A 26,438-nucleotide genomic window follows, 5' to 3' on the forward strand; every position below is an offset into this window, starting at 1 on the left:
TAAATGGGTATTGTATAATATCTTTTTCCATTGTAATTTTACTTTATAATATTTTATTCCCCCAACATATTTCTTGATTTAGACTTTATCTAAATTTTTATTTGAATAAAACGATTAAAGTCTTCCCTAAACTTTAATCGTTTTTTTATGTTTTAATTTCACCTAAACAAAAAACCTCAAAACAATGTTTTGAGGTTTTACTATTTTACATAAAGAAACTATATTCCGTCTGCTAATCCTTTTAATTTTTGAGTGTTTTCAGCCAACATCAATTCATCTATTATTTTCTGAATATCACCGTTTAAAATATTCGGTAAATCATAAAGTGATAAACCAATTCTATGATCTGTAACTCTTCCTTGTGCATAATTATAGGTTCTAATTTTTGCACTTCTATCCCCAGAAGAAACCATAGAACCACGCTTTAAGGCATCTTCCGCATTCTTCTTCGCTAATTCCATATCATATAAACGAGAACGTAATACTTTAAATGCTTTCTCTTTGTTTTTATGTTGAGACTTTTGATCTTGACATTGCGCAACTAAACCGGAAGGAATATGGGTTAAACGAACTGCAGAGTATGTAGTATTTACAGACTGACCTCCAGGACCAGAAGAACAGAAAAAATCGATTCTTACATCTTTTGGATTGATTTCCACATCAAACTCTTCTGCTTCAGGAAAAACCATACAAGTAGCCGCAGATGTATGAACACGCCCTTGAGTTTCTGTTTGCGGAACTCTTTGCACACGATGCACACCAGCTTCAAACTTTAAAGTTCCATAAACATCTGCTCCAGTTACTTCAAATTGAATTTCTTTAAACCCACCATTTGTACCTTCAGAATAATCTACAGTGGAAACTTTCCAACCTTTACTTTCACAATATTTAGAATACATCCTAAATAAATCTCCAGCAAAAATACTTGCTTCATCTCCTCCCGTTCCTGCTCGCAATTCAACAACAGCATTCTTAGAATCTTCAGGATCTTTTGGAATTAATAAGAACTTTATTTCATCTTCTAGTTCAGGAATTCTAGTATTGGCTTCATCAATTTCCATCTTCGCCATTTCCGTCATCTCTGCATCAGAACCATCAGAAATAATTTCTTTAGCCTCTTCTATATTATTTACTAAAGTTTGATACTCATCACCTTTTGTAACAACACTCCCTAAATCTTTATATTCTTTCATTAATTGTGCATAACGCTTTTGATCCATAATGATTTCTGGCTGAATAATTAAATCAGAAACCTCATCATAACGTTGCTTAACAATTCTTAATTTATCTAACATCTTCTATCTTTTCTTGGAGTGCGAATTTACAATTTTTATAGGTATTTTTGAAGTAGACAAACTATTTTTTATGAAATTCCTCTTTTTTACTTGTTGTTTTTTGTTGATGATTTCCTTTAAAAAAGAGATAAATAAAAACCCAAAACCTTCTTTTAGTTGAATATTTAAATGATTTTCATTAAAAGAAAGAGCTACCTAATAAGTGAATGCTTATAATTTTTGGACAACCACTTACTTAAATTAGAAAAAAAATCTAATATTCAAAAACTCCAAACTCACTTGTAATCGTCAATTTTTTAGAAGGTGAACTTTCTACACGCCCAACTATTTTTGCATCAACATTAAAAGATTTAGAAATATTTATAATGGCGTCTGCAATTTTCGGAGAAACATAGATTTCCATTCTATGTCCACAGTTAAACACTTGATACATTTCTTTCCAATCTGTTTTAGATTGATCTTGAATCAATTTAAATAAAGGTGGAATTGGAAACATATTGTCTTTTACAATGTGTAAATTATCTATAAAATGTAAGATTTTTGTCTGAGCACCTCCAGAACAATGAATCATCCCATGAACAGTTTCAGCATTGAATTTTGATAAAATTTCTTTTATAATCGGCGCATACGTTCTTGTTGGAGATAAAACCAATTTACCGGCATCAATAGAAGAATTTTCAACTTTATCCGTCAATTTTATATTTCCTGAATACACTAAATCAGCAGGAACAGCAGCATCAAAACTTTCTGGATATTTATTTGCTAAATAGTTATGAAAAACATCATGTCTCGCCGATGTTAATCCGTTAGAACCCATTCCTCCATTATACTCAGTTTCATAACTCGCTTGCCCAAAAGACTCTAAGCCAACAATTACATCACCTGCCTTTATGTTTGCGTTATCAATAACATCAATACGCTTCATTCTTGCAGTTACGGTAGAATCTACAATAATTGTACGCACTAAATCACCAACATCTGCAGTTTCTCCCCCAGTAGAATGAATCGTCACTCCAAAACCTTTCAAGTCTTCTATTAATTCTTCTGTTCCGTTTATAATTGCTGATAAAACCTCTCCAGGAATCTTACTTTTATTTCTACCGATAGTAGATGATAACATTATATTATCCGTTGCACCCACACACAATAAATCATCAATATTCATGATTAATGCATCTTGTGCGATGCCTTTCCAAACAGAAATATCTCCAGTTTCTTTCCAATACATATAAGCTAAAGAGGACTTTGTTCCTGCCCCGTCTGCATGCATTATTAAACAAAAATCATCATCATTTGTTAAGTAATCGGGCACGATCTTACAAAATGCTTTTGGAAATAAACCTTTGTCTATATTCTTTATTGCATTGTGTACATCTTCTTTTGATGCAGAGACACCTCTTTGCGCGTAACGTTTAGAAACTTCTTGACTCATATTGTTGTGTTGTATTGTAATACAAATTTAGTTGTTCTAAATTTTATATCAATAAAAAAAGCGAACGTTTTTTATCATTCGCTTTTTTATTATGTATTACATATTTATTCCCAATCTGGCATTGTAGCATCTGCAAATAAAAGTTGTTTTTGAATATTTCCTGACAGATTTGTCGTCATAATATTCTTTTGAGAAATACCATCGTTGGATGTATTTACGAAAATAACATTAGCTTCATTGGGCGAAAAACGGGGGTCTAAATCATTAGTACCACTTTCTTTTTCGTCATCAGAAATATCTATAAAAGTCATATCTGTAAAATTATAAATAAACATCCTAGTATCTAATTGTCTGTAATCAGTTGCTTGATAATTAGAAACATCTCTAGTAAACAATAATTTACTGCCTGATGCTGAAAAATTTAAACCTCCTAAAGCAGCTTGAACTTCAGAAACCACAGTATTTAAAATATTTCCGTTCAAATCAATAACTAAAATTGAACCATTATATCCATTTGAATTGTTTGTTTTCAATGCTATTCTTAATCCACTACTACTCCAATCACATTCAGTTATTAAACTGCCATCTATTGTTTCATATATTATTTGTAATCCACTACCGTCTTTATTTATTGCATATAATTTATCGAAAGAAGAGTATAATAATTTACTTCCATCTGGAGACCATGAAAAATCCATTTCATTTAAGTTAAAACCAGCTAAGGGTATTGCAGATGTTACTTTTGTAATATCATCTCCATTAGTCTTCATTGTATATATATGTGCTTCATTACTATCTGTTCGTAAAAAAGCGATTAAGTTAGTTACATTATTCCGCCTAGGTCTCCATGAATTTAAGCTTGAACTTGTTAATTGCACTGTATTTGAAACTTCATTATTTACGTCGTTAAAACTCGAAGAATAAATTATACTATTCCCTCCTTCATTTTTAACATAAAAATACCTATTCGCTGGATCATCTTTAATTGTAAACGATCTAATACTACTTATAACTTCTGTATTAATATTATCAGTTACTTCGATACTCCAAAAATATTTTACCCCATATTTTAAATCAAATAAAGTATAACTTTTATCCTTTATATTGGTGATTTTGATTACATCACTATTAAAATCGTTTCTAATTTCTAGAGTATATGTTAATTCATCTTCATCTGGGTCCGTTGATTCCCAAGACAGTTCAACTTCGTTGAGTAAATCTATGGCACCATCATTTGGAATTATGAGTTCTGGTTTTGTGGGTGATTTATTTAGAGCTGTTGAAATATCCATTTCAAAAATAATATTTACTTCTACCTCTGCGCTCACAATTACTCCTTCATATTTATCTAAATATTCTTCTTTAGCTGCTTGCACTGAATATTCTTGTGCTTCGATTCCTTCAAATATAAAATTCCCTTCGGCATCAGTAAACACCGTATTATTTGAAGGTGAAAGTATTATTTTTACATTTTCTATGGGAACAAAACCCTCTTTTTGAACAACTTTACCTGTTAAATTACCATATTCTATTAAACCAATAGTTTCTTCTTCCCCACAATTAGTAAGAAAGAGAGTTATTAGCGATATACTTATTATTTTAATTACTTTTTTCATAAGACTTCTATTTAAAAATATACATTAAGACCAAACCCTAAACGCGAAAACATATCATTTTTTTCTCCTAAAATCCGTCCATCTAAATCGTCACTTAACAGCATGTTATATTCACCTTCTACAAAAAATCCAATTTTATTTGAAATTAAATATTCAATACCCACACCTCCTTGAAATTTAAAAAAAGATTGATCTAAATTTGTCTTACTTATTGATCCTGCGCCAGCATACAAGTATGGTGTGAATTTTTCATAGGGCAAAATGATATATTCGATATTAAATCCAGAAGTTAAAAAAATTTCATGAAAAATATCTTTATTATCTAACTCCAATCTTCCAACAGATCCCCAAATATTAAAACTAGGGTCATTAAAGGAATATTTTATTTTCAAATCAAATCCAAACTGATTAGTAGGGTTAACGTAATCTCCTTTTATTTGAGCCATTCCGAGACCAAAACCTGTTGATACTTTAGCTCTTCGATTTTCTTTTTTCCTATTATAAAGTTCTGTTTTTTCAGCATCAATTCTTTCTTTCATGTATGCTTTTTTAACATACTCTATTGCTGCTTCACCTCCTTTAGGCCTCCAGATACCATCAGCAATACCTTCAACAATTAATAAATCTACAGCTTTGTCAATTGCTTCTTTTACAGCTAATTGTGATGGCTCATTTTTGGTGACTCCGGTTTCTGCTTCCAACAATCTTCTTAAAGAAACAAAACGATATAAATTAGCAGAAATACCTTGAGATAAAATAGTTTTTGAAACATAAACATTTTTTAAAATTTCACCTGTTGATGTTGATACTATTCTTAGATATACAGTAATTCTATCTTGTCGATACTGATTAGATACTCCCGCTCCAAAATAACGTAATCCTGATCCTCCCGTTATAATATTTGAATCATAAGAAACCACCCCTCCTTCAATAATTGTACCCGCAAAAAGTAAAGGTGGCATTGTTACCTTTTTACCATTTGCATACTCTTGCCGAGTATTTCTAATTATTTGTCGTTCATTTAAAAGGTTTCCAATATTCTCTCTTTCAATGGGTCTAAACCATCCTGATTCTTCAAGTGATTTCAATAAAATTGTAGTTCCTCCTTGAGTTATAGCGGCACTGAATGTTGAACCGTTTTCTACTGGCTTGTACTGTCCTGTTTGATCTCTAAATTTATACACACCAACAATAATTTTCTCTGAAGGAAGAATTTTTTTTACTAAAAAATCCGGTGAAGTATTCTCTCCAATTCTTGCTTTTGTTTGAGTAAATGGTTGATTAAAATAAGCACCACAACCCGTTAACAAACTAATTATTAATAAGTAAACTATACTTGTCGTTATTTTCATGGTAATTTTAATTACTGTTAGGAATTGATATCAAGGTTTGTTCACCAGTAGTAATATTTAGAATATTTACATTTAAGCCATTTGTTCCTGGAGTTATTTCAACTACTAAATCTCCAAAAGTATAGGTTCCAACTGTTAAATTTGTATCACCTAACTCTTGTTGAAATAAACTTTGAGACAATGCACTAAGTAACCTTGTATTTAAACTATTTGTGAAGTTTTCTAGAGCTGTTGGCGCTTTAAATTGAGTCTGTTCATCTGTAAAGTCATTCTGAGCAACTGCAGAAGCTAAAATCTGTTGATAATTATATGAATCACCTCCAAAAAAAGGGCTTATTGGCGTATACACCAAACCTTGTGAATGCAAAAAACTGGAAATTAAAATGAAAATAAATATTATTGTCTGTTTCATAACTAATAGATTTTTTTTGGTTTCTAAAATTGTTTTTGAAAAGTAGCTTTCCTTTTTTGATTATATCCTCTTAATTTTCTCATAGCTTGTGCAACATTAGCCTTTAAATAATCTTCTTCTGGTCTAGCAAAAAACTCATGAATCTTTTTTCGATCAACCTCAATTGACAAAATACTACTCCTTCCCATTGCTGGTTTTTCAACTATCTTAATTATAAACGGATAATTTCTCTTGGTAACTAAATATTCTTTGTAAAAAAAATCATGATAATCTTTTCCTATCTTCGTTAACGATCTATCAATCACGATCCCTTTAATTAAGAACTGTTTCTCATTTACTGTTTTTTTAACTACTCCTTCTTTCATAGGCAAGAGAAATAATGTATCTCTATGCACTAATTTATCTTTGTATTTTATAAATAGATATACTTTTAATTCTTCATTCTTTTTAAAATTAAGTTTAATTACTGCTAATTGTTTCTCTTCACTTGGTTCCAATGAAAAATCATTAGACTCACTTTTTTTAGATAATTTTCCCTCACTATTCTTTTTTAGTACCACCAAATTATAATTAAGATCATTTATAAAAAATGACTCATGGTTTAGTGCTTGAGCTCTTAAAGTTAAAAAATCATCTATCCTAAATAAATTAATTTTTCCTTCTAATTCATAATTATCAAACTCTTGGGCAAAAGAAAAAGGTGTGAAAAAAATTATTATTATAAATAAAATTACTGCCTTATTTTTCATTTTAATTAATAATTTCAAAAGTTAATTACACTCATTTCAGCCCCTCCAAACTGGAATATTTTAAGATCCTGAAACATAGAATTTGCACCCATTATTTTTAATAAATTATGATCTCCCGTTTGCATTATTCCTAAATTAATTATTTGTTTATTGGTATAATTAAAAAATTGGTAATTATTTCTATTTCCTATTTGATTTATAGTATGCTCACCATTTGCATACTTATTATAAATATTAGCACTATTTTCATCACCTATTTGTCTTAATGAAATTGTGCTATTTTTTTCTTCTAATATACTTTGATAAGATTCGGAAGTATTGATTTGTAATTGCTCTATATTATATTGTAATTTATTTGAAAAATAACTAGGTGATTTTTCATCTTGAGCATTCCCAAAAAAATAAAATAAGAATATAAAAATAATTGATATGTAGTTAATTAATTTCATCTTTCCTTTTTTTAAAATTATAAAAATGGAGTGAGAATAACATTCTCACTCCATTTAAAAATACTAATGACCAGACCCAGAACCCGATAATTGAGTTACTTGAGCGGTATTGCTATTACCTTTCTGCTTAACACATGAAGCACTTTTAGCTTCTAAAGTAGCTTGTCTAACTAAAGATGAGTTACCATTACCAATTTGATTTACCAAACTACTATTATTACCCATATTAGAATATTGAGTAACAGAAGATATGTTCTTATTTCCTACTTGGTTAACTGTAGAAAGATTCATAACTTCACTTGAATCACCAATCATAGTTTGAGTTTCTAAAGAAGTATTTCCATCTCCTGTTTGATAAGCACTTGCATAGTTATTAGAACCTATTTGTTTTTGTTGAGCTGCGTTCTCATTTCCAACTTGATTAACAAATGCAACACTTCCACTAGATTGGTTTGGACCACTAGATTGATCTTGAACTATTTGGTTCCCATCACCATAAGACCATGCTGTAGCTTCATTATTATTGTAACGTTGTTTCTGAGAAGCTCTATTATTATTCCCTACTTGGCCTGCGTAAGCCAAATTACCTTCCGCTGCCATCCTTTTATCACCTCCAACGTTTTGAACGGCATAATTTCCGGTTCCTATTTGTCCAATATGACCTTTATTATCATCTCCAAATTGTTTGATATCTGCTCCATTATCAAACCCTAGCTGAATAGTTGATGCCAAATTACCCACTTGACCTGGAAGAAAATTAGTATTATTTTGTCTGATTAAAGACATATTACCAAGACCTAATTGAAATCCTCTTGCTTTATTCTGATCACCTACTTGTCTTACAGCAACTTTGTTTCTTCCTTTTTTTACAAAGTCTTCAGGCATTAATACTTGATCTACCTCTCCTGCAGCAAGGTTTGGTGTAAAATGATTTACAAATAAAACTACTCCAACTGGCGTTCCAGCAGTTTTATCAATCATACCTATTTGACCCTCTACTGTAATGTTGTTAGGCAAAATGATTTGTTCATTGTGATCATTTTCGTGTTTCTCTTGAGAAAATGTCATTCCTGTGGCTATACACATAGCCATAATTAATAATTTTTTCATTATAAAAATTTTAAAATACTTTTATTTATTTTTAGCATATCAAATTTTAATTTGATATCATTTAAAAGAAATGCTATTCGCAGGGTTCTTTAAAATCACAAGGGAAAATGTAAGTTATAAATTACATTTCAGTCAACTCTCGAGCCGAGAGTTGTAATTATCTATATTGTTCGATTAATCGTCTGTTTTAATTATAATACGAATGTATAATAGCTTATTAAGATGCTAAATGACCTACATCATTTTTGAGCATTTTTTTTGTTAAATTTTATCCAAAAACAAAACTGAAATTAGTTTAAACTAATACTGAGTTATAATAGCCTTTGCGATCGGGTATTTCATGAAATACAAACAAAAAAATGCACCTGTAGATAGGTGCATTGAAAATATTTTAGCCTTAAAAAATTTACGCTTTATTAATTGGTAAACAATAATTCTCTATACTTGGTTAGTGGCCATAAATTATCATCTACCATAGTTTCTAATTTATCGCAATGATAACGAATTTGATCAAAGAATGGTTTTACTTTTCGACAATAATATTCAGCAGATTTTATCCCATTATACTTATTTGCTTTTTTTCGTTCTTCAACCATTTTATTTACTAGAGAATTAATTTCTGTAATATGATTAGAAATAACCATAATGAGTTCTATTTGCTCTTTGGCAATATTCTTAAACTCAGTTCCGAAAATTTCTTTAAGATTTTTTGTATTTTCTAATAGTGTATTTTGATAAATTATAGCTGTAGGAACTATATGGTTCCTAGCAACATCTCCTAAAACCCTACTTTCTATTTGAACTCTTTTTGTATATAATTCTAAATCTATTTCGTACCTGGCCTCTAACTCCACTTTATTCATTACATCCATCTCCTCAAATAAATCAATTACCTTTTTGGTGATTTTTACTTTTAATGCTTCGGGTGTTGTTTTATTATTGCTAAGTCCGCGTTTTTTTGCTTCTTTCTCCCAAGAATCTCCATAACCATCTCCTTCAAAACGAATGGCTTTTGAATCTTTAATATACTCTCTTAACATGTTAAAAATAGCTTCATCCTTTTTCAATCCTTTTTCATCAATCAGGGCGTCAACCTCAATTTTAAACTCCTTTAATTGTTTTGCTACAATGGTATTTAAAACCGTGATTGGTATTGCACAATTTGCCGAAGAACCAACAGCTCTAAACTCAAATTTATTTCCTGTAAATGCAAAAGGGGATGTTCTATTTCTATCGGTATTATCTAATAAAATCTCTGGAATTTTACCAATGATATTCAGTTTTAAATCTGTTTTTTCTTGAGGTGATAGCTTTCCTTTCGTCACATTTTCTAAGTCATCTAAAACTGCAGATAACTGACTACCAATAAATACAGAGATTATAGCAGGTGGAGCTTCATTGGCCCCTAATCTGTGATCGTTACCTGCAGATGCAATAGACCCTCTTAATAATTCTTCATACCTATAGACTGCTTTAATAGTGTTCACAAAAAAGGTGAGAAATTGTAAATTTTTCATTGGTGTTTTACCAGGACTCAATAAATTAGTCCCGTTCTTTGATGATAAAGACCAATTATTATGTTTCCCTGAACCATTAATTTCTGCAAATGGTTTTTCATGAAGTAACACTTTAAATTTATGTCTTCGAGAAACCTTCTGCATTACATCCATTAGCAATGAATTATGATCTACCGCTAAATTTGCCTCCTCAAAAATAGGCGCAACTTCAAACTGATTCGGAGCAACTTCATTATGTCTTGTTTTTACAGGAATTCCTAATAACATACACTCTTGTTCTAAATCTTGCATAAAGCTCATTGCTCTTGCAGGAATTGTACCAAAATAATGATCATCTAATTGTTGTCCTTTCGCAGGCGTATGCCCTAATAATGTTCTACCCGTTAATTGCAAGTCTGGTCTAGAAAGCGCCAAAGCATCATCAATTAAAAAAAATTCTTGTTCCCAACCTAAAGTGGCACTTACTTTACTTGCATTTTTGTCAAAATATTTACAGACAGCAGTTGCATGGGTATCAAGTGCTTGTATGGCTCTTAATAATGGTGTTTTGTTATCTAAGGCTTCTCCTGTATACGCCACAAAAATAGTAGGAATACATAATGTAGTTTCATAAATAAATGCTGGAGATGTAGGATCCCAAGCAGTATATCCTCTTGCTTCAAAAGTATTTCTAATTCCTCCATTTGGAAAACTTGATGCATCTGGCTCTTGCTGAACTAATTGTTCTCCATCAAATTTTTCCATTGCCAAACTACCGTTGATAGATTCAAAAAAAGCATCATGCTTTTCTGCTGTTGCGCCTGTAAGTGGTTGGAACCAATGCGTATAATGAGTTGCACCTTTCGACATGGCCCAATCCTTCATACTTACTGCAACTTGATCTGCAATTTTTCTATCTATTTTTGTTCCATGTTCAATCGCATTCATTACACTTTCATAAGCGGCACGTGTAAGGTACTGTTGCATAGCGTGTTTATTAAAGACATTTTGACCAAAAAGTGTTGATCTTTTTTCATTCTGAATCACTTTAATAGGTCTTCTATGTAGTGTTTCTTGTAATGCATTGAATCTGATTCTTGACATATTACTAATATTTTCTACTATTTTTTAATTTTAAACAAATATACCCTTTCAAAATTAGGGATAAAATTATTTTTTATACATTTTTAATATTTTACCCCTCTTTTTTTTGATATGTAGGTAAATTATTTCATTTTTGTACTGTTAACATCAGATATACATTTATTTATTATGGCAAAAATTAAATTAGAATACATTTGGCTAGATGGTCATTTTCCTACCCAAAACATGAGGAGTAAAACTAAAGTTGAAGAGCATGAAAACTTTCAAGCAACAATCGAGGAATTAGACAATTGGTCTTTTGATGGTAGTTCTACTGAACAAGCCTCTGGTGGTTCATCCGATTGTTTATTAAAACCTGTGGCAATCTATAAAGACCCGGTAAGAAAAAATGGTTATTTAATCATGTCAGAAGTTTTAAGCGCGGATGGTACGGCACATGCATCTAATGCAAGAGCTACAATTGATGATGATGATAACGATTTTTGGTTTGGATTTGAGCAAGAGTATTTCTTAATGGATACCAAAACTGATTTACCTTTAGGGTTTCCTCGTGGAGGGTTTCCTGGACCACAAGGTAAATATTATTGTTCTGTTGGTGGTAGATATACTTGGGGTAGAGATTTTGTTGAAGAACATGCTGACTTATGTATTGAAGCTGGTTTAAACTTTGAAGGAATTAACCAAGAAGTAGCACCAGGACAATGGGAATTTCAATTATTTGCGCAAGGAGCTAAAAAAGCCGGTGATGAAATTTGGATAGCTCGTTATTTGCTAGATAGATTAACTGAAAAATATGGTTATTATATTGAATATCATCCAAAGCCAGTAAAAGGAGATTGGAATGGTTCTGGAATGCATGCTAACTTCTCTAACACTACTTTAAGAACCTGTGGTTCTCAAGAAATATATGAGAAAATTTGTGAAGCTTTTAGACCTGTTACAGAAGAGCATATGAATATTTATGGTGAATTTAATGATGAGCGTTTAACTGGTTTACATGAAACTGCTCACGTTTCTGACTTCTCTTATGGCATTTCTGATAGAGGAGCTTCAATTAGAATTCCAATTATTACTGTAGAGAAAGGATGGAAAGGTTGGTTAGAAGACAGAAGACCAGCTTCTAACGGTGATCCTTATAAAATTGCAGGAAGAATTATAAAAACGGTAAAGTCTGCGAAAATTTAATTAAAATTTTGAATATAAATTAAAAACTCCGAAAGTATTCTTTCGGAGTTTTTTTTTATAAATTACTTTTTATATTATTTTTCTTGTCCAGGAGGAAATCTAGAAATAATCTCTTTAACAAATATTTTAATTCTAGCTTCTTTTTTCTCTCTGTTCTGAATCCTTAAAGCGCCAGTTCCTATTCCCTGCCAAACTAATTCCTTTTTAGATGTATCTATAAAATCAATAAATAGAGTACCTTCTGTATATTCAGAAACACTCGTTGTATTCATTCCGTTTCCTATCCAAGGATTCCATCCCCAACCAAAACCGTAACCAAAATTATTATTTTGATTGATGTTTACCTTGCGTCTAGATTTGGTGAAAAAGCTTACTAACATGTCAGGATTTTCAGACTTTGTAAATCCTTGTATTAATAATTCTGATTCTATTGCACGTAATACTCGCTTTTTATCCAAGTCAGAAATTGCTGCTTTATCAATAGCTGGTTTATAAAATGCAAACGTTTTGTATTTTTTAAAATCAACTTTTGTATCATAATCAGTAACCACTTTTAAAGAGTTGCAGGAAGACAATAAAATTAAACTTAGTACTACTAAAATACTTTTTTTCATCATAAATTGGTTTTATGTTATTGCATCTATTAAAACATCTTCAACTAAATTAGGAAGTGTAACTTTAAAGTCTTTTTTTGCTTTAATTGCTCTTTTAATAGCAAAAATAGCCTCTTTATTTCTTGCCCAACTTCTTCTTGAAATTCCGTTATTTACGTCCCAAAAAAGCATTGATTCTAAACGCTTTGATGCTGACTTAGTTCCATCAAGAAGCATGCCAAATCCTCCATTAATTACCTCTCCCCAGCCTACTCCACCACCATTATGTATAGATACCCAAGTTGCTCCTCTAAAACTATCTCCAATAACATTCTGAATAGCCATATCTGCTGTAAATTTTGATCCATCATAAATATTAGATGTTTCTCTATAAGGAGAATCTGTCCCAGAAACATCATGATGATCTCTACCTAAAACAATCGGGCCAATTTTTCCTTTTTTTATAGCTCTATTAAATGCTTTTGCAATTTTAATTCGTCCTTCTGCATCTGCATATAAAATTCTTGCTTGAGAACCAACAACCAATTTATTTTCTTGAGCACCTTTGATCCATTGAATATTATCGGTCATTTGTTGCTGAATTTCTTTGGGCGAATGCTGTTTAATTTTCTCTAAAACTTCACAAGCAATTTTATCAGTTTTCGCCAAATCCTTAGGGTCTCCTGAGGCACAAACCCATCTAAAAGGACCGAAACCATAATCGAAACACATGGGCCCCATAATATCTTGCACATAACTATTATATTTAAAATCAATATGATTTTCTGCCATTACATCTGCCCCAGCTCTACTTGCTTCTAATAAAAATGCATTTCCATAATCGAAAAAATAGGTTCCTTTTGCGGTATGTTTATTAATTGCTAAAGCATGTCTTCTTAACGTTATTTGAACTTTTTCTTTGAATAATTTTGGGTTATCAGCCATCATTTTATTGGCATCATTAAAGGAGAGACCTACGGGATAATAACCACCTGCCCAAGGATTATGCAATGAAGTTTGATCTGACCCTAAATCAATATGAATATTTTCAGCATCAAACTTCTCCCAAACATCCACAATGTTTCCTAAATACGCAATGGAAACTACCTCTTTATGCTCTTTTGCAGATTTTACGCGAACCGCTAATTCATCTAAATCTGTAATTTTTTCATCAATCCAACCTTGATCTAAACGTACTTGTGCAATTTTAGGATTCACCTCAGCACAAACCGTAATACAACCTGCAATATTTCCTGCTTTTGGCTGTGCACCAGACATGCCTCCTAAACCAGAAGTTACAAATAGATTTCCTCGTGGAGTTTTATTTATTTTTCTAAATCCATTTAAAACCGTAATTGTTGTTCCATGAACAATTCCTTGTGGCCCAATATACATGTAACTTCCTGCTGTCATTTGCCCATATTGAGAGACTCCTAAAGCATTCATTTTCTCCCAATCATCTGGTTTGGAGTAATTCGGAATTACCATTCCGTTTGTAACAACAACTCTTGGCGCATTTTTGTTGGATGGAAATAATCCCATTGGATGTCCAGAATACATCGTTAACGTTTGTTTATCGGTCATTTCTGACAAATACTTCATCGTTAATAAATATTGTGCCCAATTTTGAAAAACAGCACCATTTCCACCATACGTAATTAATTCATGAGGATGCTGCGCAACTGCATAATCCAAATTATTTTGAATCATTAACATAATCGCCTTTGCTTGTTCTGATTTTCCTGGATATTCTGAAATATCTCTTGCATACATTTTATACGCTGGTCTAAATCTGTACATGTAAATTCGACCATATTTCTCTAATTCCTCTAAAAATTCTTCTAATAATTCAGCATGATGCTTTTTATCAAAATAACGCAGTGCATTTCTTAAGGCTAACTTTTTTTCATCCTTAGATAGAATATCTTTTCTTTTCGGAGCATGATTTATCTCTAAATCGTACGCAATTTTTTTTGGTAAAATATTTGGAATTCCTTGTTGAATTTGTTTTTTAAAAGTCATATCAAAAATTTAGAAAGTAATCGTTTTACAAAGATATTCTTTTTTAGAATTAAATTTATAAACCATTAAAGATTCGTTATTTTTTTTAAGATTTTCGTAAATTGCACCCTTAAAATCAAACATTAATTACGAATGAAACAAATTACACCTTACAAACCTAAATATAAAGTACGTATTGTAACTTCCGCAGCTCTTTTTGATGGTCATGATGCTGCTATCAATATTATGCGTAGAATTATTCAATCTACAGGAGTTGAAGTTATACATTTAGGTCATGACAGAAGTGTAGAAGAAGTGGTGAATTGTGCCATTCAAGAAGATGTAAATGCTATTGCGATAACTTCGTATCAAGGAGGTCATAATGAGTATTTTAAATATATGTTTGATTTATTACAAGAAAAAGGCGCAGGACATATTAAGATTTTTGGCGGCGGTGGCGGCGTAATTCTTCCTGAAGAAATTAAAAATTTAATGGAGTATGGAATCACTAGAATTTATTCTCCTGATGATGGCCGTGAATTAGGGTTGCAAGGGATGATTAATGATTTGGTTCAAACTTCTGATTTTGCAATTGGGAATACTTTAAAGGTGACTCTAAAAGATTTATCAAATAAAGAAATTGGTAAAATTGCAAGAGTAATCTCCTCGGCAGAAAACTTCCCAGAAGTTGCCAAAGAAACCTTAGAAAAAATTCATGATAAAAATAAAAATTCAAAAACACCTGTTTTAGGAATAACAGGAACTGGTGGTGCCGGAAAATCTTCTTTAGTTGATGAATTGGTTCGCAGATTTCTTAGTGATTTTCCAAATAAAACGGTGGGTTTAATTTCTGTTGACCCATCAAAAAGAAAGACAGGCGGAGCGCTTTTAGGCGATAGAATTAGAATGAACGCCATCAATAATTCTCGTGTTTATATGCGTTCTTTAGCAACGCGTCAATCTAACTTAGCTTTGTCTAAATATGTGCATGAAGCAGTGCAAGTCTTAAAAGCTGCAGAATTCGATTTAATCATTTTGGAGACTTCTGGAATTGGACAATCTGACACTGAAATTATAGAACATTCAGACACATCTTTATATGTAATGACACCAGAATTTGGTGCTGCAACTCAATTAGAAAAAATTGACATGCTCGATTATGCTGATTTAGTTGCCATTAATAAATTTGATAAAAGAGGTGCATTAGATGCTGTTCGTGATGTAAAAAAGCAATACATGCGTAACAATAATTTGTGGCATATTCATCAAGATGATTTACCTGTTTATGGCACAATTGCATCACAATTTAATGACCCAGGAATGAATACTTTGTACAAAAGTATTATGGATACATTGGTTGAAAAAACAGGAGCCGACTTAACATCTTCTTTTAAAATTACTTCAGAAATGTCTGAAAAGATATTCGTAATTCCACCAGCGAGAGTGCGCTATCTTTCAGAAATTGCAGAAAATAATAGAGCCTATGATAAAAAAGTTGATGAGCAAGTGGTAGTTGCTCAGAAATTATATGGAATTTATCAAACCATTTTATCTGTCATTTTAAACGAAATGAAGCAATCTATTCTTATAAAATCCGGATTGGAGCAGGATGAAATCCTAAAACAAGTTAAAGATAAAAATGACAAAGAATTTATCAAATTATTAATAGCGCAATTTGAAAAAGTAAAACTAAATCTAAATCCCTACAACTGGGAAATTATTTTAAACTGGCAAGAGAAATTTCAGAAGTATAAAAACCCTATGTATACTTTTAAAGTTCGTGGTAAAGAAATAAATATAGAAACACACAGCGAATCACTTTCACACTCCAAAATTCCAAAAATTAGTTTACCTAAATATCAAGCTTGGGGCGATTTATTGCGCTGGAATTTGCAAGAAAACGTGCCAGGAGAATTCCCATATACAGCAGGTTTGTATCCATTTAAAAGAACTGGTGAAGACCCAACAAGAATGTTTGCTGGCGAGGGCGGCCCTGAAAGAACTAACAGACGTTTTCATTATGTAAGCTTAGGAATGGACGCAAAACGTTTGTCAACGGCTTTTGATTCTGTTACTTTATATGGAAATGACCCTGGACATAGACCAGATATTTATGGTAAAATTGGAAATGCAGGAGTTTCTATTTGTTGTTTAGATGATGCTAAAAAATTATATTCTGGCTTTGACTTGAGTCATCATATGACTTCTGTTTCTATGACCATAAACGGACCGGCTCCAATGTTGTTAGGATTCTTTATGAATGCTGCTATCGATCAGAATTGCGAAAAATATATTAAAGAGCAACAATTAGAGAGACAAGTTGAAACTAAGCTGAAAGAAATTTACGATTCTAAAGGGTTAGAAAGACCAAGTTATCAAGGAGAATTACCGGAAGGAAATAATGGATTAGGATTAATGTTGTTGGGGATAACTGGCGATTTGGTGTTACCTTTTACTATATATGAACAAATAAAAAAAGATACACTAGCCCAAGTCAGAGGAACTGTACAAGCCGATATTTTAAAAGAAGATCAGGCACAAAATACTTGTATTTTTTCTACGGAATTTGCGTTGCGATTAATGGGAGATGTGCAAGAATATTTCATTGAAAAACAAATTCGAAACTTTTATTCGGTTTCTATTTCTGGATATCATATTGCAGAAGCTGGTGCAAACCCAATTACACAATTGGCCTTGACCTTGTCTAACGGATTTACGTATGTTGAGTATTACCTGAGCCGTGGAATGGATATTAATAAATTTGGTCCAAACTTATCGTTTTTCTTTTCTAACGGAATAGATCCCGAATATTCAGTAATTGGTAGAGTTGCTCGTAAAATTTGGGCAAAAGCCATGAAAAATAAGTATGGTGCAAATGATAGAGCGCAAATGTTAAAATACCATATTCAAACTTCTGGACGCTCTTTACACGCGCAAGAAATTGATTTTAATGATATCAGGACTACATTACAAGCTTTATATGCCATTAATGATAATTGTAATTCTTTACATACAAATGCATATGACGAAGCCATTACTACGCCAACAGAAGAATCAGTTCGAAGAGCCATGGCCATTCAGTTAATTATCAATAAAGAACTAGGGTTAACAAAAAATGAAAACCCCATACAAGGTGCTTTTATTATTGAAGAATTAACAGATTTAGTAGAAGAAGCTGTACTATTAGAATTCGATAGAATTACAGAACGTGGAGGCGTTTTAGGAGCCATGGAAACCATGTATCAACGTTCTAAGATTCAGGAAGAAAGTTTGTATTATGAAACATTGAAACATAATGGAGATTTTCCAATTATTGGTGTAAATACATTCTTAAGCTCTAAAGGATCTCCTACTATTCAGCCAGCAGAAGTTATTCGTGCAACCGAAGAAGAAAAGCTATTCCAAATTAAAACGAAAGAGTTATTAAATAAAGCAAATCCAAATAAAGTTGTAACACAAATTAGAATTTTACAGCAAGCCGCAGTTCAGAACGAAAACTTATTTGGCAAATTAATGGAAGCAACAAAAGTATGCTCTTTAGGCCAAATTACAGAAGCGTTGTTTACAGTAGGTGGGCAATATAGACGAAATATGTAGCTTTAATTTTGATGAAATACCATAATTAATTTTGGCATACAAAAGATAATCCCATGATACCATATTAAAGGAAATAAATAGTTATTTTTATAACTTCAAAAAGATTGAACAACAGGAAGCATCTAGCTTACAAGTAGAGCACCATTAAAATAAAAATTATTGAAATAAAAACTAAAAACAGCACTAAAATATGAAGTCTATTGCTAATTTTCAGTAGCATTTTTTTAATTTCAAAATTCTGACTTTTAAGCTCCTTTTCCTTAAAAATCATCTCCTTAATTAATTCTTCTTTTGAATGCTCTTTAAAAGTATTTAAATAAGTTTTTTTCGGATTCTTCAAGTTATTTTTTTATTGGAGTTCTGATCAATGCCAACTAATCTATTTATTTACTTAACTATATTGTGAAAATATAAATACACCTATTACCGTTATTATAAATTGAATCACGAGTATAGTAGTAATCAAACTCATATTCTTTCTATTTCTTTTAAATTTTTTCTTCTGTTGTATTAATTGATTTGCTATGTCAAGGGTAATTATATCATTCATACATACTTTGTTTATTTCTCCTTTCATCAAAATACTTATTAGTTTTAGTTCAATTTATTTGCAAGCAAACATAAAAGTTATTAAGAATAGCTTCAATGATTTATATCATAGAATACTTTTATATAATTAGTTACTTTTAAAACTTTAAAAAAGGCATTGCTATGAAAAATGAATTTATAATCACCTCAACAAATAGTGTTGAAGGCGAGAAAATTGAGAAGTATTTAGGTGTAATAAATAATAATATTGTTTTAGGTACAAATTTATTTTCGGATATCGGGGCTTCTCTTTTAGATGTTTTTGGAGGTGCATCAAATTCTTATCAAAACAAATTACAAAGTATTTATGACAGTTCAATTCAAAATTTAAAAGTTAAAGCAATCAATCTTGGTGCGAATGCAATTTTAGGACTATCCATTGATTTTGATGAAATTTCGGGGGGAAATAAATCAATGCTTATGATATCTGTTTCAGGAACAGCTGTTATTATTAACTATAAAAAATCACAAGTTAAAGATGTCAATACTGCTTCAAAAAAATACATTTCAAATGATATCCTGAAAAATGAATTGACCAAAAAACATATAATTAAAAAAGTAAGAGCCAAAAAAAAATTAGTTCAAGATGAATGGAATTTTCTTCAACAGAACCCAATATCTGATTTGTCTGAAAACTTAATTGATAGTTTTCTATATAATTATTTTGCTCTTAAAATTAACTCTGATGATGAAAAGGAAATAGTTTTAATCCGTAATTTCTCCAATTATCTTAGAGATACAGATCCTAAACGAGCAATAGATAAATTATATAAAACACTTCCAGATGAACCTGATGCTGTTTTTAAAATTTTAGAAATTAACAAACTATTCTCGCCACAAAAAATAATAAACTTATTAGAAAGTGGTTTTACAGAAATTGCAATAAGCTGTTTATCAATTGAAAAAGAAAATTACACGAAAGATGATTTAAAAGTAATGAATAAAATAATTAAACACTTTGAACTCCTTAAAGACAAAGGAGAATTTAAAAAATTAAAAGGACTATTAGGAAAACAAAAAGACATATATATTTGTCCAAATGGACATTCTAACCATATAGAATCTGTATTTTGTGAAGATTTTGATTGTCAACAAAATATAAAAGGACTTACTAGAAAGGATGTTCGTAAAATTAATTCTTTCAAAAATAAAGTTGAAACCTTAAGGTTACTATTTGACAATTAGTAAAAACACAAATTTATTTAAGTAGTATTTAGGATGTAATAATAAATTTATAATTACCACTAGAAATAATATTGAAGGCGAAAAAATCATCAATAAAATAAATTAACAAAAGAGATATTGATTTTGATAATAAGTTTAAAAAAGCGTCATTATAAAGAAGTGGGGAAAAATAAGCTTTTAAAATAAAAAGATTACTTCATCCTTCACAATGACGCAAATATTGATTCATAACAAAAAAAAGAACTTCATATTCTATAATTTTTACAAAGAATAAGCTAACCACTCTTCTGGTATTGGCTTTAAGTTTAATTCTATTAATTCAGATCTCACTTTGATCTTAAAACCTACGCGAGAAATTCTAGGTAAAAACAAGTTTATATTATTCTTTTTATTTATTCGCTCCAAAACTTCTTCCATCGATCTTTTTGAACACAAAACCAAGCTATTCATCATAGCATTCGATTCTGTTTGTAAATCGTACAAATCGACAAAATATGTTGGTTTATCATCCTTATAGATAACCCATTGAGTAGCCTTTTTTTGAGGTACTTCTATAATTTTTTTTGTACCACTTAATGTTCTATAAGTAGTTGCTAAAAATATCATTTTTTAAATTAATATTGAAACCTGTGATTTTTTTATATTCATGCAACCTGTAAAATAATTTCAAAAAATTAAGCTTCTGATTTAGATAAATGAACACCTTGCCGCAGCAATGTAACACCCATCATAAGTAACCAAATTACTTTTAAGTGAAATAAAGGTTTATAAATTTCATAATTATCCGGAATAGACAAAATAATCACCATGGCTGCCATACCTATTAGCGTTGTAGACCAACCCAACCAAGTGCTAACTATTCTCCATTTAATAAAAGCAAAGCCCAACAAAACCAATCCTACGCCAGAGAAAATACGTCCAAAACGTATAAAACAAGTAACATACTGATTTGTAAATAAAATATTATCCATAAATTCTATAACTTCCACAGCAGACATACCCGCTGTTTGTCCAACACCCCAAGCACCAAAATTGTAAAAATATGCATTAGCAATCGCTAAAGTAAAGGTACCAACAATAACCATTCCTGCTCCAGGAACTATAACCACCCGATAAGGTTTACTTGAAATAATGGACATCAATGCGAACATTGAAATACCCATAGTAACCCAACCAAAAATATGAATACGATACATCCATATCCAATACCACACATTCTTTCCTATTTCAGTAAAATCTGAAGACACTATATATTCACCAATATGATGAGGTGAAAGCGCCCAACCAAACCACAATAGTGCTGCTGCTAAAATAAACGCCCAACCGGTAAAACGAGTTTCGAAATCTTTTTTCATTATCTTCATGACTGTGTTATTTATCTTACTAAGAATTATGCAATTTAAAAGTAATTTCATTCTTTTTGTGTAACTTTAGTTACACAAAAAGAATGAAATTACATGTATCTTGTATGTTATTTATATAACCATATAATTTTAGTATTGTGAGAAGAAGATCTTTTATAAAAAAAACCGTTCTAAGTTCTTTTACTGCACTTATAAGCGCAGAAATTGTTTTTGGTTCCAAAATGCTTGACGGCTATACTCCTTTAGCATTGCAAGATCCAGACCCTTTTAAAATGTTCAGTAAGAATAAAGAAATGATTATTTTAAATGACAAACCCTGGAATATTGAAGCGCAAGCTCATTTATTAGATGACAAGATTACACCCAACTCATCTATGTTTATTCGAAATAATGGAACTACCCCAGAAGAAATCAACCCAGAAACTTGGACGCTTACCATTGATGGTGAATCTGTTAAAAACAAAAAAACATATACTCTTAGTGATTTAAAATCCAAATTTAAACACCATACCTATCAATTAACATTAGAATGTGGCGGTAATGGACGAAGTGAGTTTGATCCACCAGCAAAAGGGAATCAATGGACTATTGGCGCCGTGCATTGTGCGTCTTGGACGGGTGTGCGCTTACGAGATGTATTAGAAGATGCAGGCATCAAGAGTAATGCTGTTTATATTGGATATCATTCTAAAGACACTCATTTAAGTGGAGACCCTAAAAAAGAACCTATTTCTAGAGGCTGCCCATTGCCAAAAGCACTGCAAGATGAAACCATTTTAGCTTTTCAAATGAATAACGAAGCTATTCCACTAATTCACGGATACCCACTACGTTTAATTGCCGGTGGTTGGCCAGCTTCAGTTTCTGGCAAGTGGGTTCAAAAAATTAGTATTCGAAACAAAGTGCATGATGGCACAAAAATGACAGGAACTGCTTATCGAGTGCCTTGTAACCCAGTTGCTCCGGGAGAAAAAGTAAAAGATGAAGACATGTGCATTATAGAATCAATGCCTGTTAAATCCATAATCACATACCCTAAAACGGGCGCGCTCATTAACGAAGGAAAAGCTTTAAACATAAGAGGTCACGCTTGGGCTGGAGAACTAGAGGTTGTAAAAATGGAATATTCAATAGATTTTGGAGCAACATGGACCATTTGTTCTGTAGAAAAACCAACAAATCGATTAGCTTGGCAACATTTTTCGGCTTCCATAAATTTTCCAAAAAAAGGGTATTACGAAGTTTGGGCAAAAGCAACAGACACTCATAATATTGCGCAACCCATGCTTTTACCAGGCTGGAACCCGAAAGGATATTTAAACAATGCTTGTCATAGAATTGCTGTAAAAATTATCTAATGAAAGATGATAAAGAGTTTCAAAAAAAAATTAAAAAAGCAGAGAAAACAGCTTATATAGCTATGTTGTTTTCCTTTATAGCTTCTGTTTTACTTCTTTTTGCTGTATACGATCCTTCATTTTCAATTTTTGGAAATAAAGAATCTAAACTTATATATAGTACTATTATTGAAGATGAAGATAAAATTGAAAATGGAATTCATATTAGAACAGGTTTAATAGACGCAGAAGGTTTAATGACGGTTGTTAATAATTGTACGAATTGCCATTCTGCAAAATTAGTCGTTCAAAATAAAATGTCTACTGAGAGTTGGAATGCAACAATTAAATGGATGCAAGAAACACAAAACCTATGGAATTTAGGAAGTAATCAAGAGGTTATTGTAAACTATTTAGTTACAAATTACCCACCAATAGCAAAAGGTAGACGTACGATTTTAACAAATATTGACTGGTATACTTTAAAAAATTAATATATTTAAAAAATAAAATAAAATGGAAAAATATTTAGATGCATTTATAAATGCTTTTATTGGAACGGCAGATTGGACATGGAAGTCCATAATTCTTGAAGTGCCTTGGTACACAAATTATTTCTGGGGTCTTATTGTAATCTCCCTGCTTGTATGGGGTTTAGAAATTGTCTTTCCCTGGAGAAAACAACAAGCTATATTTAGAAGAGATTTTTGGTTAGATGCATTTTATATGTTTTTTAATTTTTTCGCTTTCTCAATTGTAATTAGCGGAGTTTACAAGATTTTAGGGATATTATTTGGTGAATTTAACATCACTGCTAAAAGTCTCGTTATTTTCGATATGTCACATTGGGCTCCTTGGTTACAATTATTGGTATTCTTTATTATACTTGACTTCGTTCAATGGTTTACCCATGTATTATTGCATAAATACCCTTTCTTATGGAAATTTCATAAAGTGCACCACAGTGTAAAAGAAATGGGCTTTGCTGCGCATTTAAGATACCATTGGATGGAAAATATTTTTTATAAACCACTAAAAACTTTTGGTGTAATGATTCTTGGTGGTTTTGAACCTGAGCAAGCATACATTGTCCATTTTATAACCATCGCCATTGGCCACTTTAATCATGCTAATATTAAAATTACCTGGGGAATCTTTAAATATGTAATAAATAACCCGGTGATGCACTTATATCATCATGCATATGAAGTACCGGAAGGAAGATATGGAATGAATTATGGAATTAGCCTTAGTCTTTGGGATTATATTTTTAAAACAAACTACGTTCCAGAAGATAGCGGAAACGCAGAAATTGGCTTTAAAGGCGATGATAAATTTCCAACTACTTTTATCGCTCAAAATCTATATGGGTTTAAAAAAGGTCAGAAATAAATAAAAAGAAGTACACAATAAATATATTGAGACATGAGCCGTTTATAAAATCATAAACGGTTCATTCTATTATACCATATTTATTTTAAAAAAATAACCCCAGTTTGACAGCAAACTTTACAGTAAAATTTCAAAAAATAAGACTGCAAAGTTTGCTCTTAAATTCGCTTTACCTTTTTTTTAATTATCTTAGTTGAAAATCTAAAAACCCGTAAATTTCAGCAAAATGAAGGAACTTAAAAAAGAAGACATTAGTCAGGAAGTGTTTGACTTATATGATGACTATGCTCACAACAAAATGGATAGAAAAGAGTTTCTTCAAAAACTATCTCTATATGCTGTTGGCGCAATCACCCTGCCCGCTTTATTAAGTTTTATTTCTCCAAATTATTTGGACTCTATTAGTGTAAAATCAAATGATCCAAGGCTGAAATCAGAGTTTATTACTTACGATTCTCCAAAAGGAGGAAAAAAAATAAAAGGATTATTTTCTATCTTAAAAGATACTACCAAAAAACTACCTGGCATTATAGTTGTACATGAAAATAGAGGGCTAAATCCTTATATAGAAGATGTCGGTAGAAGAACGGCTTTAGAGGGATTTGTAACTTTGGCTCCAGACGCATTATCGCCTTTAGGCGGATATCCAGGAAATGATGATGACGGGAGAGCAATGCAAAAGAAAAGAGATAGAAATGAAATGTTAGAAGATTTTATTGCTGCCTACAATTACTTAAAAACACACAAAGATTGTAACGGAAAAGTGGGAGTTGTTGGTTTTTGTTTTGGAGGATGGATTTCTAATATGATGGCCGTTAAAATTCCTGATTTAGCTGCAGCTGTTCCTTATTATGGAAGACAACCTTCGCAAGAAAACGTTGTTAAAATTAAAGCTCCTTTATTATTGCAATATGCCGGCTTAGATAAAAGAGTAAATGCAGGTTGGTCAGATTTTGAAATTGCTTTAAAAGAAAACAACATTGAGCATGAAGCTCATTTTTATGAAAATGTAAATCATGGATTTCATAACAATACCACACCAAGATTTGATAAAGAAGCTGCTGATTTATCTTGGGAAAGAACGATCGCTTTTTTTAATAAACATTTGAAAGGTTAATTTACATTTCTGTTATTCCTTCGAAAGCAGGAATCTATTTTCTTTGCAGGTGCCGTTTCGAAATAGTGAAAAATAAATGACAAGAAATCTAATTTTAAAATAAATTCATACTAGTTAGTGGCGTAGAATAAATTCAATCAAAATATATTTTTATTATTGAAGCCTTCAGAATTCCAATCGAACACTATTTATCACTTTAATTTAATTACTTTTATCTTTTAAATATTTAAAGTGAAAAGAAAACCTCTTATCAGCAAAGAATTAGATGATTTTTACAACAAAGCTTCAGAAGAAACCAGACTTGAAAAAGGAATGGGAATTTTTGAATTTGAACGTATTAAAGAACTAATTGAACAACATATTTCTAAACCAAACAGCACAATTATTGATATTGGTGGCGGAACAGGAAAATATGCAGAATGGTTAGCAAAAAACGGACATACTGTTCACTTAGTAGAGCCGGTTTTAAAACATATAAAACTAGCAGAAAACAGAGCTAAAAAACTCAAGAAACCTTTTTCTGTTGCTATCGGTGAAGCAAAAAAAATTCCTTTTAAAGACAATACTGCTGATTTGGTAATTTTACATGGTCCTTTATATCACCTGCAAAAAAGAGAAGATAGAATTGCAGCAATCAGAGAAGCAAAGAGAGTTTTAAAAAAAGACGGCATTATTTTAGGCTTTGCAATTAACGCTACAGCTTCAACAGTCGTTGGTTTAATGAATGGAATGATTCATGCCAATTCGTTTTTTGATATGTGCAAAGAGGAACTCACAACAGGACTACATGATGCGCCAAAAGATTTCCCTTTTTTATTGGCGGATGCGTATTACCACAAACCTCAAGGTTTAAAAAAAGAGTTTTTAGAACAAAACCTCCACTTTGTAAATATTTTTGCAGTCGAAGGAATGATTTGGTTAGATAATGAATATTTTGCAAACATGTTAGACAAAAAGAAGTCTAAGACATTAAAAGTGTTGCAAAACTTGACACAAAATGATGAATATTTATTGCCTTTTAGTCCTCATATGATGATTGCTGTGAAGAAGTAGTTTGGCTTTCT

Annotated in this window: 21 protein-coding genes; 8 read left to right on the plus strand and 13 right to left on the minus strand. The window is 31.3% G+C overall.

The window, feature by feature from the left end:
- Window positions 1-218 precede the first annotated feature (218 nt).
- The 9 genes from prfA to ATE90_RS09415 form a co-directional block, all read right to left on the minus strand.
- On the minus strand, window positions 219-1,295 hold the full coding sequence (prfA, locus tag ATE90_RS09375; RefSeq protein ID WP_036787164.1) for a peptide chain release factor 1: 1,077 nt from the start codon (window positions 1,293-1,295) through the stop codon (window positions 219-221).
- A gap of 253 nt (window positions 1,296-1,548) precedes the next feature.
- Window positions 1,549-2,727, minus strand: a complete 1,179-nt coding sequence (locus ATE90_RS09380) for an AIR synthase related protein (protein ID WP_036787167.1) — start codon at window positions 2,725-2,727, stop codon at window positions 1,549-1,551.
- A gap of 104 nt (window positions 2,728-2,831) precedes the next feature.
- On the minus strand, window positions 2,832-4,343 hold the full coding sequence (locus ATE90_RS09385; protein ID WP_036787170.1) for a carboxypeptidase regulatory-like domain-containing protein: 1,512 nt from the start codon (window positions 4,341-4,343) through the stop codon (window positions 2,832-2,834).
- 11 nt (window positions 4,344-4,354) lie between these two features.
- Window positions 4,355-5,695: a CsgG/HfaB family protein gene (locus tag ATE90_RS09390; protein ID WP_036787173.1), complete on the minus strand. Its 1,341-nt coding sequence runs from the start codon at window positions 5,693-5,695 to the stop codon at window positions 4,355-4,357.
- A gap of 7 nt (window positions 5,696-5,702) precedes the next feature.
- Window positions 5,703-6,107: a curli assembly protein CsgF gene (locus ATE90_RS09395; protein ID WP_101451330.1), complete on the minus strand. Its 405-nt coding sequence runs from the start codon at window positions 6,105-6,107 to the stop codon at window positions 5,703-5,705.
- Between the two features lie 23 nt (window positions 6,108-6,130).
- A complete protein-coding gene (locus ATE90_RS09400; protein WP_036787179.1) occupies window positions 6,131-6,856 on the minus strand; it encodes a CsgE family curli-type amyloid fiber assembly protein in 726 nt (241 codons plus the stop codon).
- 14 nt (window positions 6,857-6,870) lie between these two features.
- Window positions 6,871-7,305 (minus strand): hypothetical protein, encoded by a 435-nt coding sequence (locus tag ATE90_RS09405; protein WP_036787182.1) that lies wholly within the window; start codon window positions 7,303-7,305, stop codon window positions 6,871-6,873.
- Between the two features lie 63 nt (window positions 7,306-7,368).
- Window positions 7,369-8,415: a hypothetical protein gene (locus ATE90_RS09410; protein WP_036787185.1), complete on the minus strand. Its 1,047-nt coding sequence runs from the start codon at window positions 8,413-8,415 to the stop codon at window positions 7,369-7,371.
- 416 nt (window positions 8,416-8,831) lie between these two features.
- Window positions 8,832-11,015 carry a glutamine synthetase III family protein gene (locus ATE90_RS09415; RefSeq protein WP_036787187.1) on the minus strand — a complete coding sequence of 728 codons (2,184 nt, stop codon included), beginning with the start codon at window positions 11,013-11,015 and terminating at the stop codon, window positions 8,832-8,834.
- A 168-nt stretch (window positions 11,016-11,183) separates the two neighbouring features.
- Here ATE90_RS09415 and ATE90_RS09420 point away from each other — a divergent pair, with 168 nt between their 5' ends.
- Window positions 11,184-12,200, plus strand: coding sequence for a glutamine synthetase beta-grasp domain-containing protein (locus tag ATE90_RS09420; protein WP_036787190.1), 1,017 nt, complete (start codon window positions 11,184-11,186; stop codon window positions 12,198-12,200).
- Window positions 12,201-12,274: 74 nt separating this feature from the next.
- Here the strand turns inward: ATE90_RS09420 and ATE90_RS09425 are convergent, their stop codons facing one another.
- Both ATE90_RS09425 and ATE90_RS09430 read right to left on the minus strand, forming a co-directional pair.
- A complete protein-coding gene (locus tag ATE90_RS09425; RefSeq protein ID WP_036787193.1) occupies window positions 12,275-12,814 on the minus strand; it encodes a DUF4136 domain-containing protein in 540 nt (179 codons plus the stop codon).
- Window positions 12,815-12,826: 12 nt separating this feature from the next.
- Complete coding sequence (locus tag ATE90_RS09430) at window positions 12,827-14,815, minus strand: urocanate hydratase (protein WP_101451331.1); 1,989 nt, start codon at window positions 14,813-14,815, stop codon at window positions 12,827-12,829.
- Between the two features lie 132 nt (window positions 14,816-14,947).
- Here ATE90_RS09430 and ATE90_RS09435 point away from each other — a divergent pair, with 132 nt between their 5' ends.
- Window positions 14,948-18,391: a methylmalonyl-CoA mutase family protein gene (locus ATE90_RS09435; protein ID WP_036787199.1), complete on the plus strand. Its 3,444-nt coding sequence runs from the start codon at window positions 14,948-14,950 to the stop codon at window positions 18,389-18,391.
- 711 nt (window positions 18,392-19,102) lie between these two features.
- Window positions 19,103-20,164 (plus strand): YbjQ family protein, encoded by a 1,062-nt coding sequence (locus ATE90_RS09450; RefSeq protein ID WP_052107569.1) that lies wholly within the window; start codon window positions 19,103-19,105, stop codon window positions 20,162-20,164.
- Between the two features lie 261 nt (window positions 20,165-20,425).
- Here ATE90_RS09450 and ATE90_RS09455 read toward each other — a convergent pair whose 3' ends face one another.
- Window positions 20,426-20,770, minus strand: coding sequence for a hypothetical protein (locus ATE90_RS09455; protein WP_036787206.1), 345 nt, complete (start codon window positions 20,768-20,770; stop codon window positions 20,426-20,428).
- Between the two features lie 68 nt (window positions 20,771-20,838).
- Window positions 20,839-21,519 carry a hypothetical protein gene (locus ATE90_RS09460; RefSeq protein ID WP_036787209.1) on the minus strand — a complete coding sequence of 227 codons (681 nt, stop codon included), beginning with the start codon at window positions 21,517-21,519 and terminating at the stop codon, window positions 20,839-20,841.
- Between the two features lie 146 nt (window positions 21,520-21,665).
- Here ATE90_RS09460 and ATE90_RS09465 point away from each other — a divergent pair, with 146 nt between their 5' ends.
- From ATE90_RS09465 to ATE90_RS09485, 5 genes are all read left to right on the plus strand, one after another.
- A complete protein-coding gene (locus ATE90_RS09465; RefSeq protein ID WP_036787213.1) occupies window positions 21,666-22,886 on the plus strand; it encodes a sulfite oxidase in 1,221 nt (406 codons plus the stop codon).
- Entirely contained in the window at window positions 22,886-23,359 is a 474-nt protein-coding gene (locus tag ATE90_RS09470) for a hypothetical protein (RefSeq protein ID WP_036787217.1), read from the plus strand. The genes ATE90_RS09465 and ATE90_RS09470 overlap by 1 nt, the downstream gene beginning before the upstream one ends.
- Before the next feature lie 22 nt (window positions 23,360-23,381).
- Window positions 23,382-24,257: a sterol desaturase family protein gene (locus tag ATE90_RS09475; protein ID WP_036787220.1), complete on the plus strand. Its 876-nt coding sequence runs from the start codon at window positions 23,382-23,384 to the stop codon at window positions 24,255-24,257.
- Between the two features lie 226 nt (window positions 24,258-24,483).
- The gene (locus ATE90_RS09480) at window positions 24,484-25,374 is read left to right on the plus strand and encodes a dienelactone hydrolase family protein (protein ID WP_036787223.1); all 891 of its coding nucleotides are present in this window, start codon (window positions 24,484-24,486) and stop codon (window positions 25,372-25,374) included.
- A 231-nt stretch (window positions 25,375-25,605) separates the two neighbouring features.
- Window positions 25,606-26,427, plus strand: coding sequence for a class I SAM-dependent methyltransferase (locus ATE90_RS09485; protein WP_036787224.1), 822 nt, complete (start codon window positions 25,606-25,608; stop codon window positions 26,425-26,427).
- Window positions 26,428-26,438: the final 11 nt, after the last annotated feature.

Origin of the sequence: Polaribacter sp. Hel1_33_96 (genome assembly GCF_002846595.1) — a bacterium.
GTDB lineage: Bacteria > Bacteroidota > Bacteroidia > Flavobacteriales > Flavobacteriaceae > Polaribacter.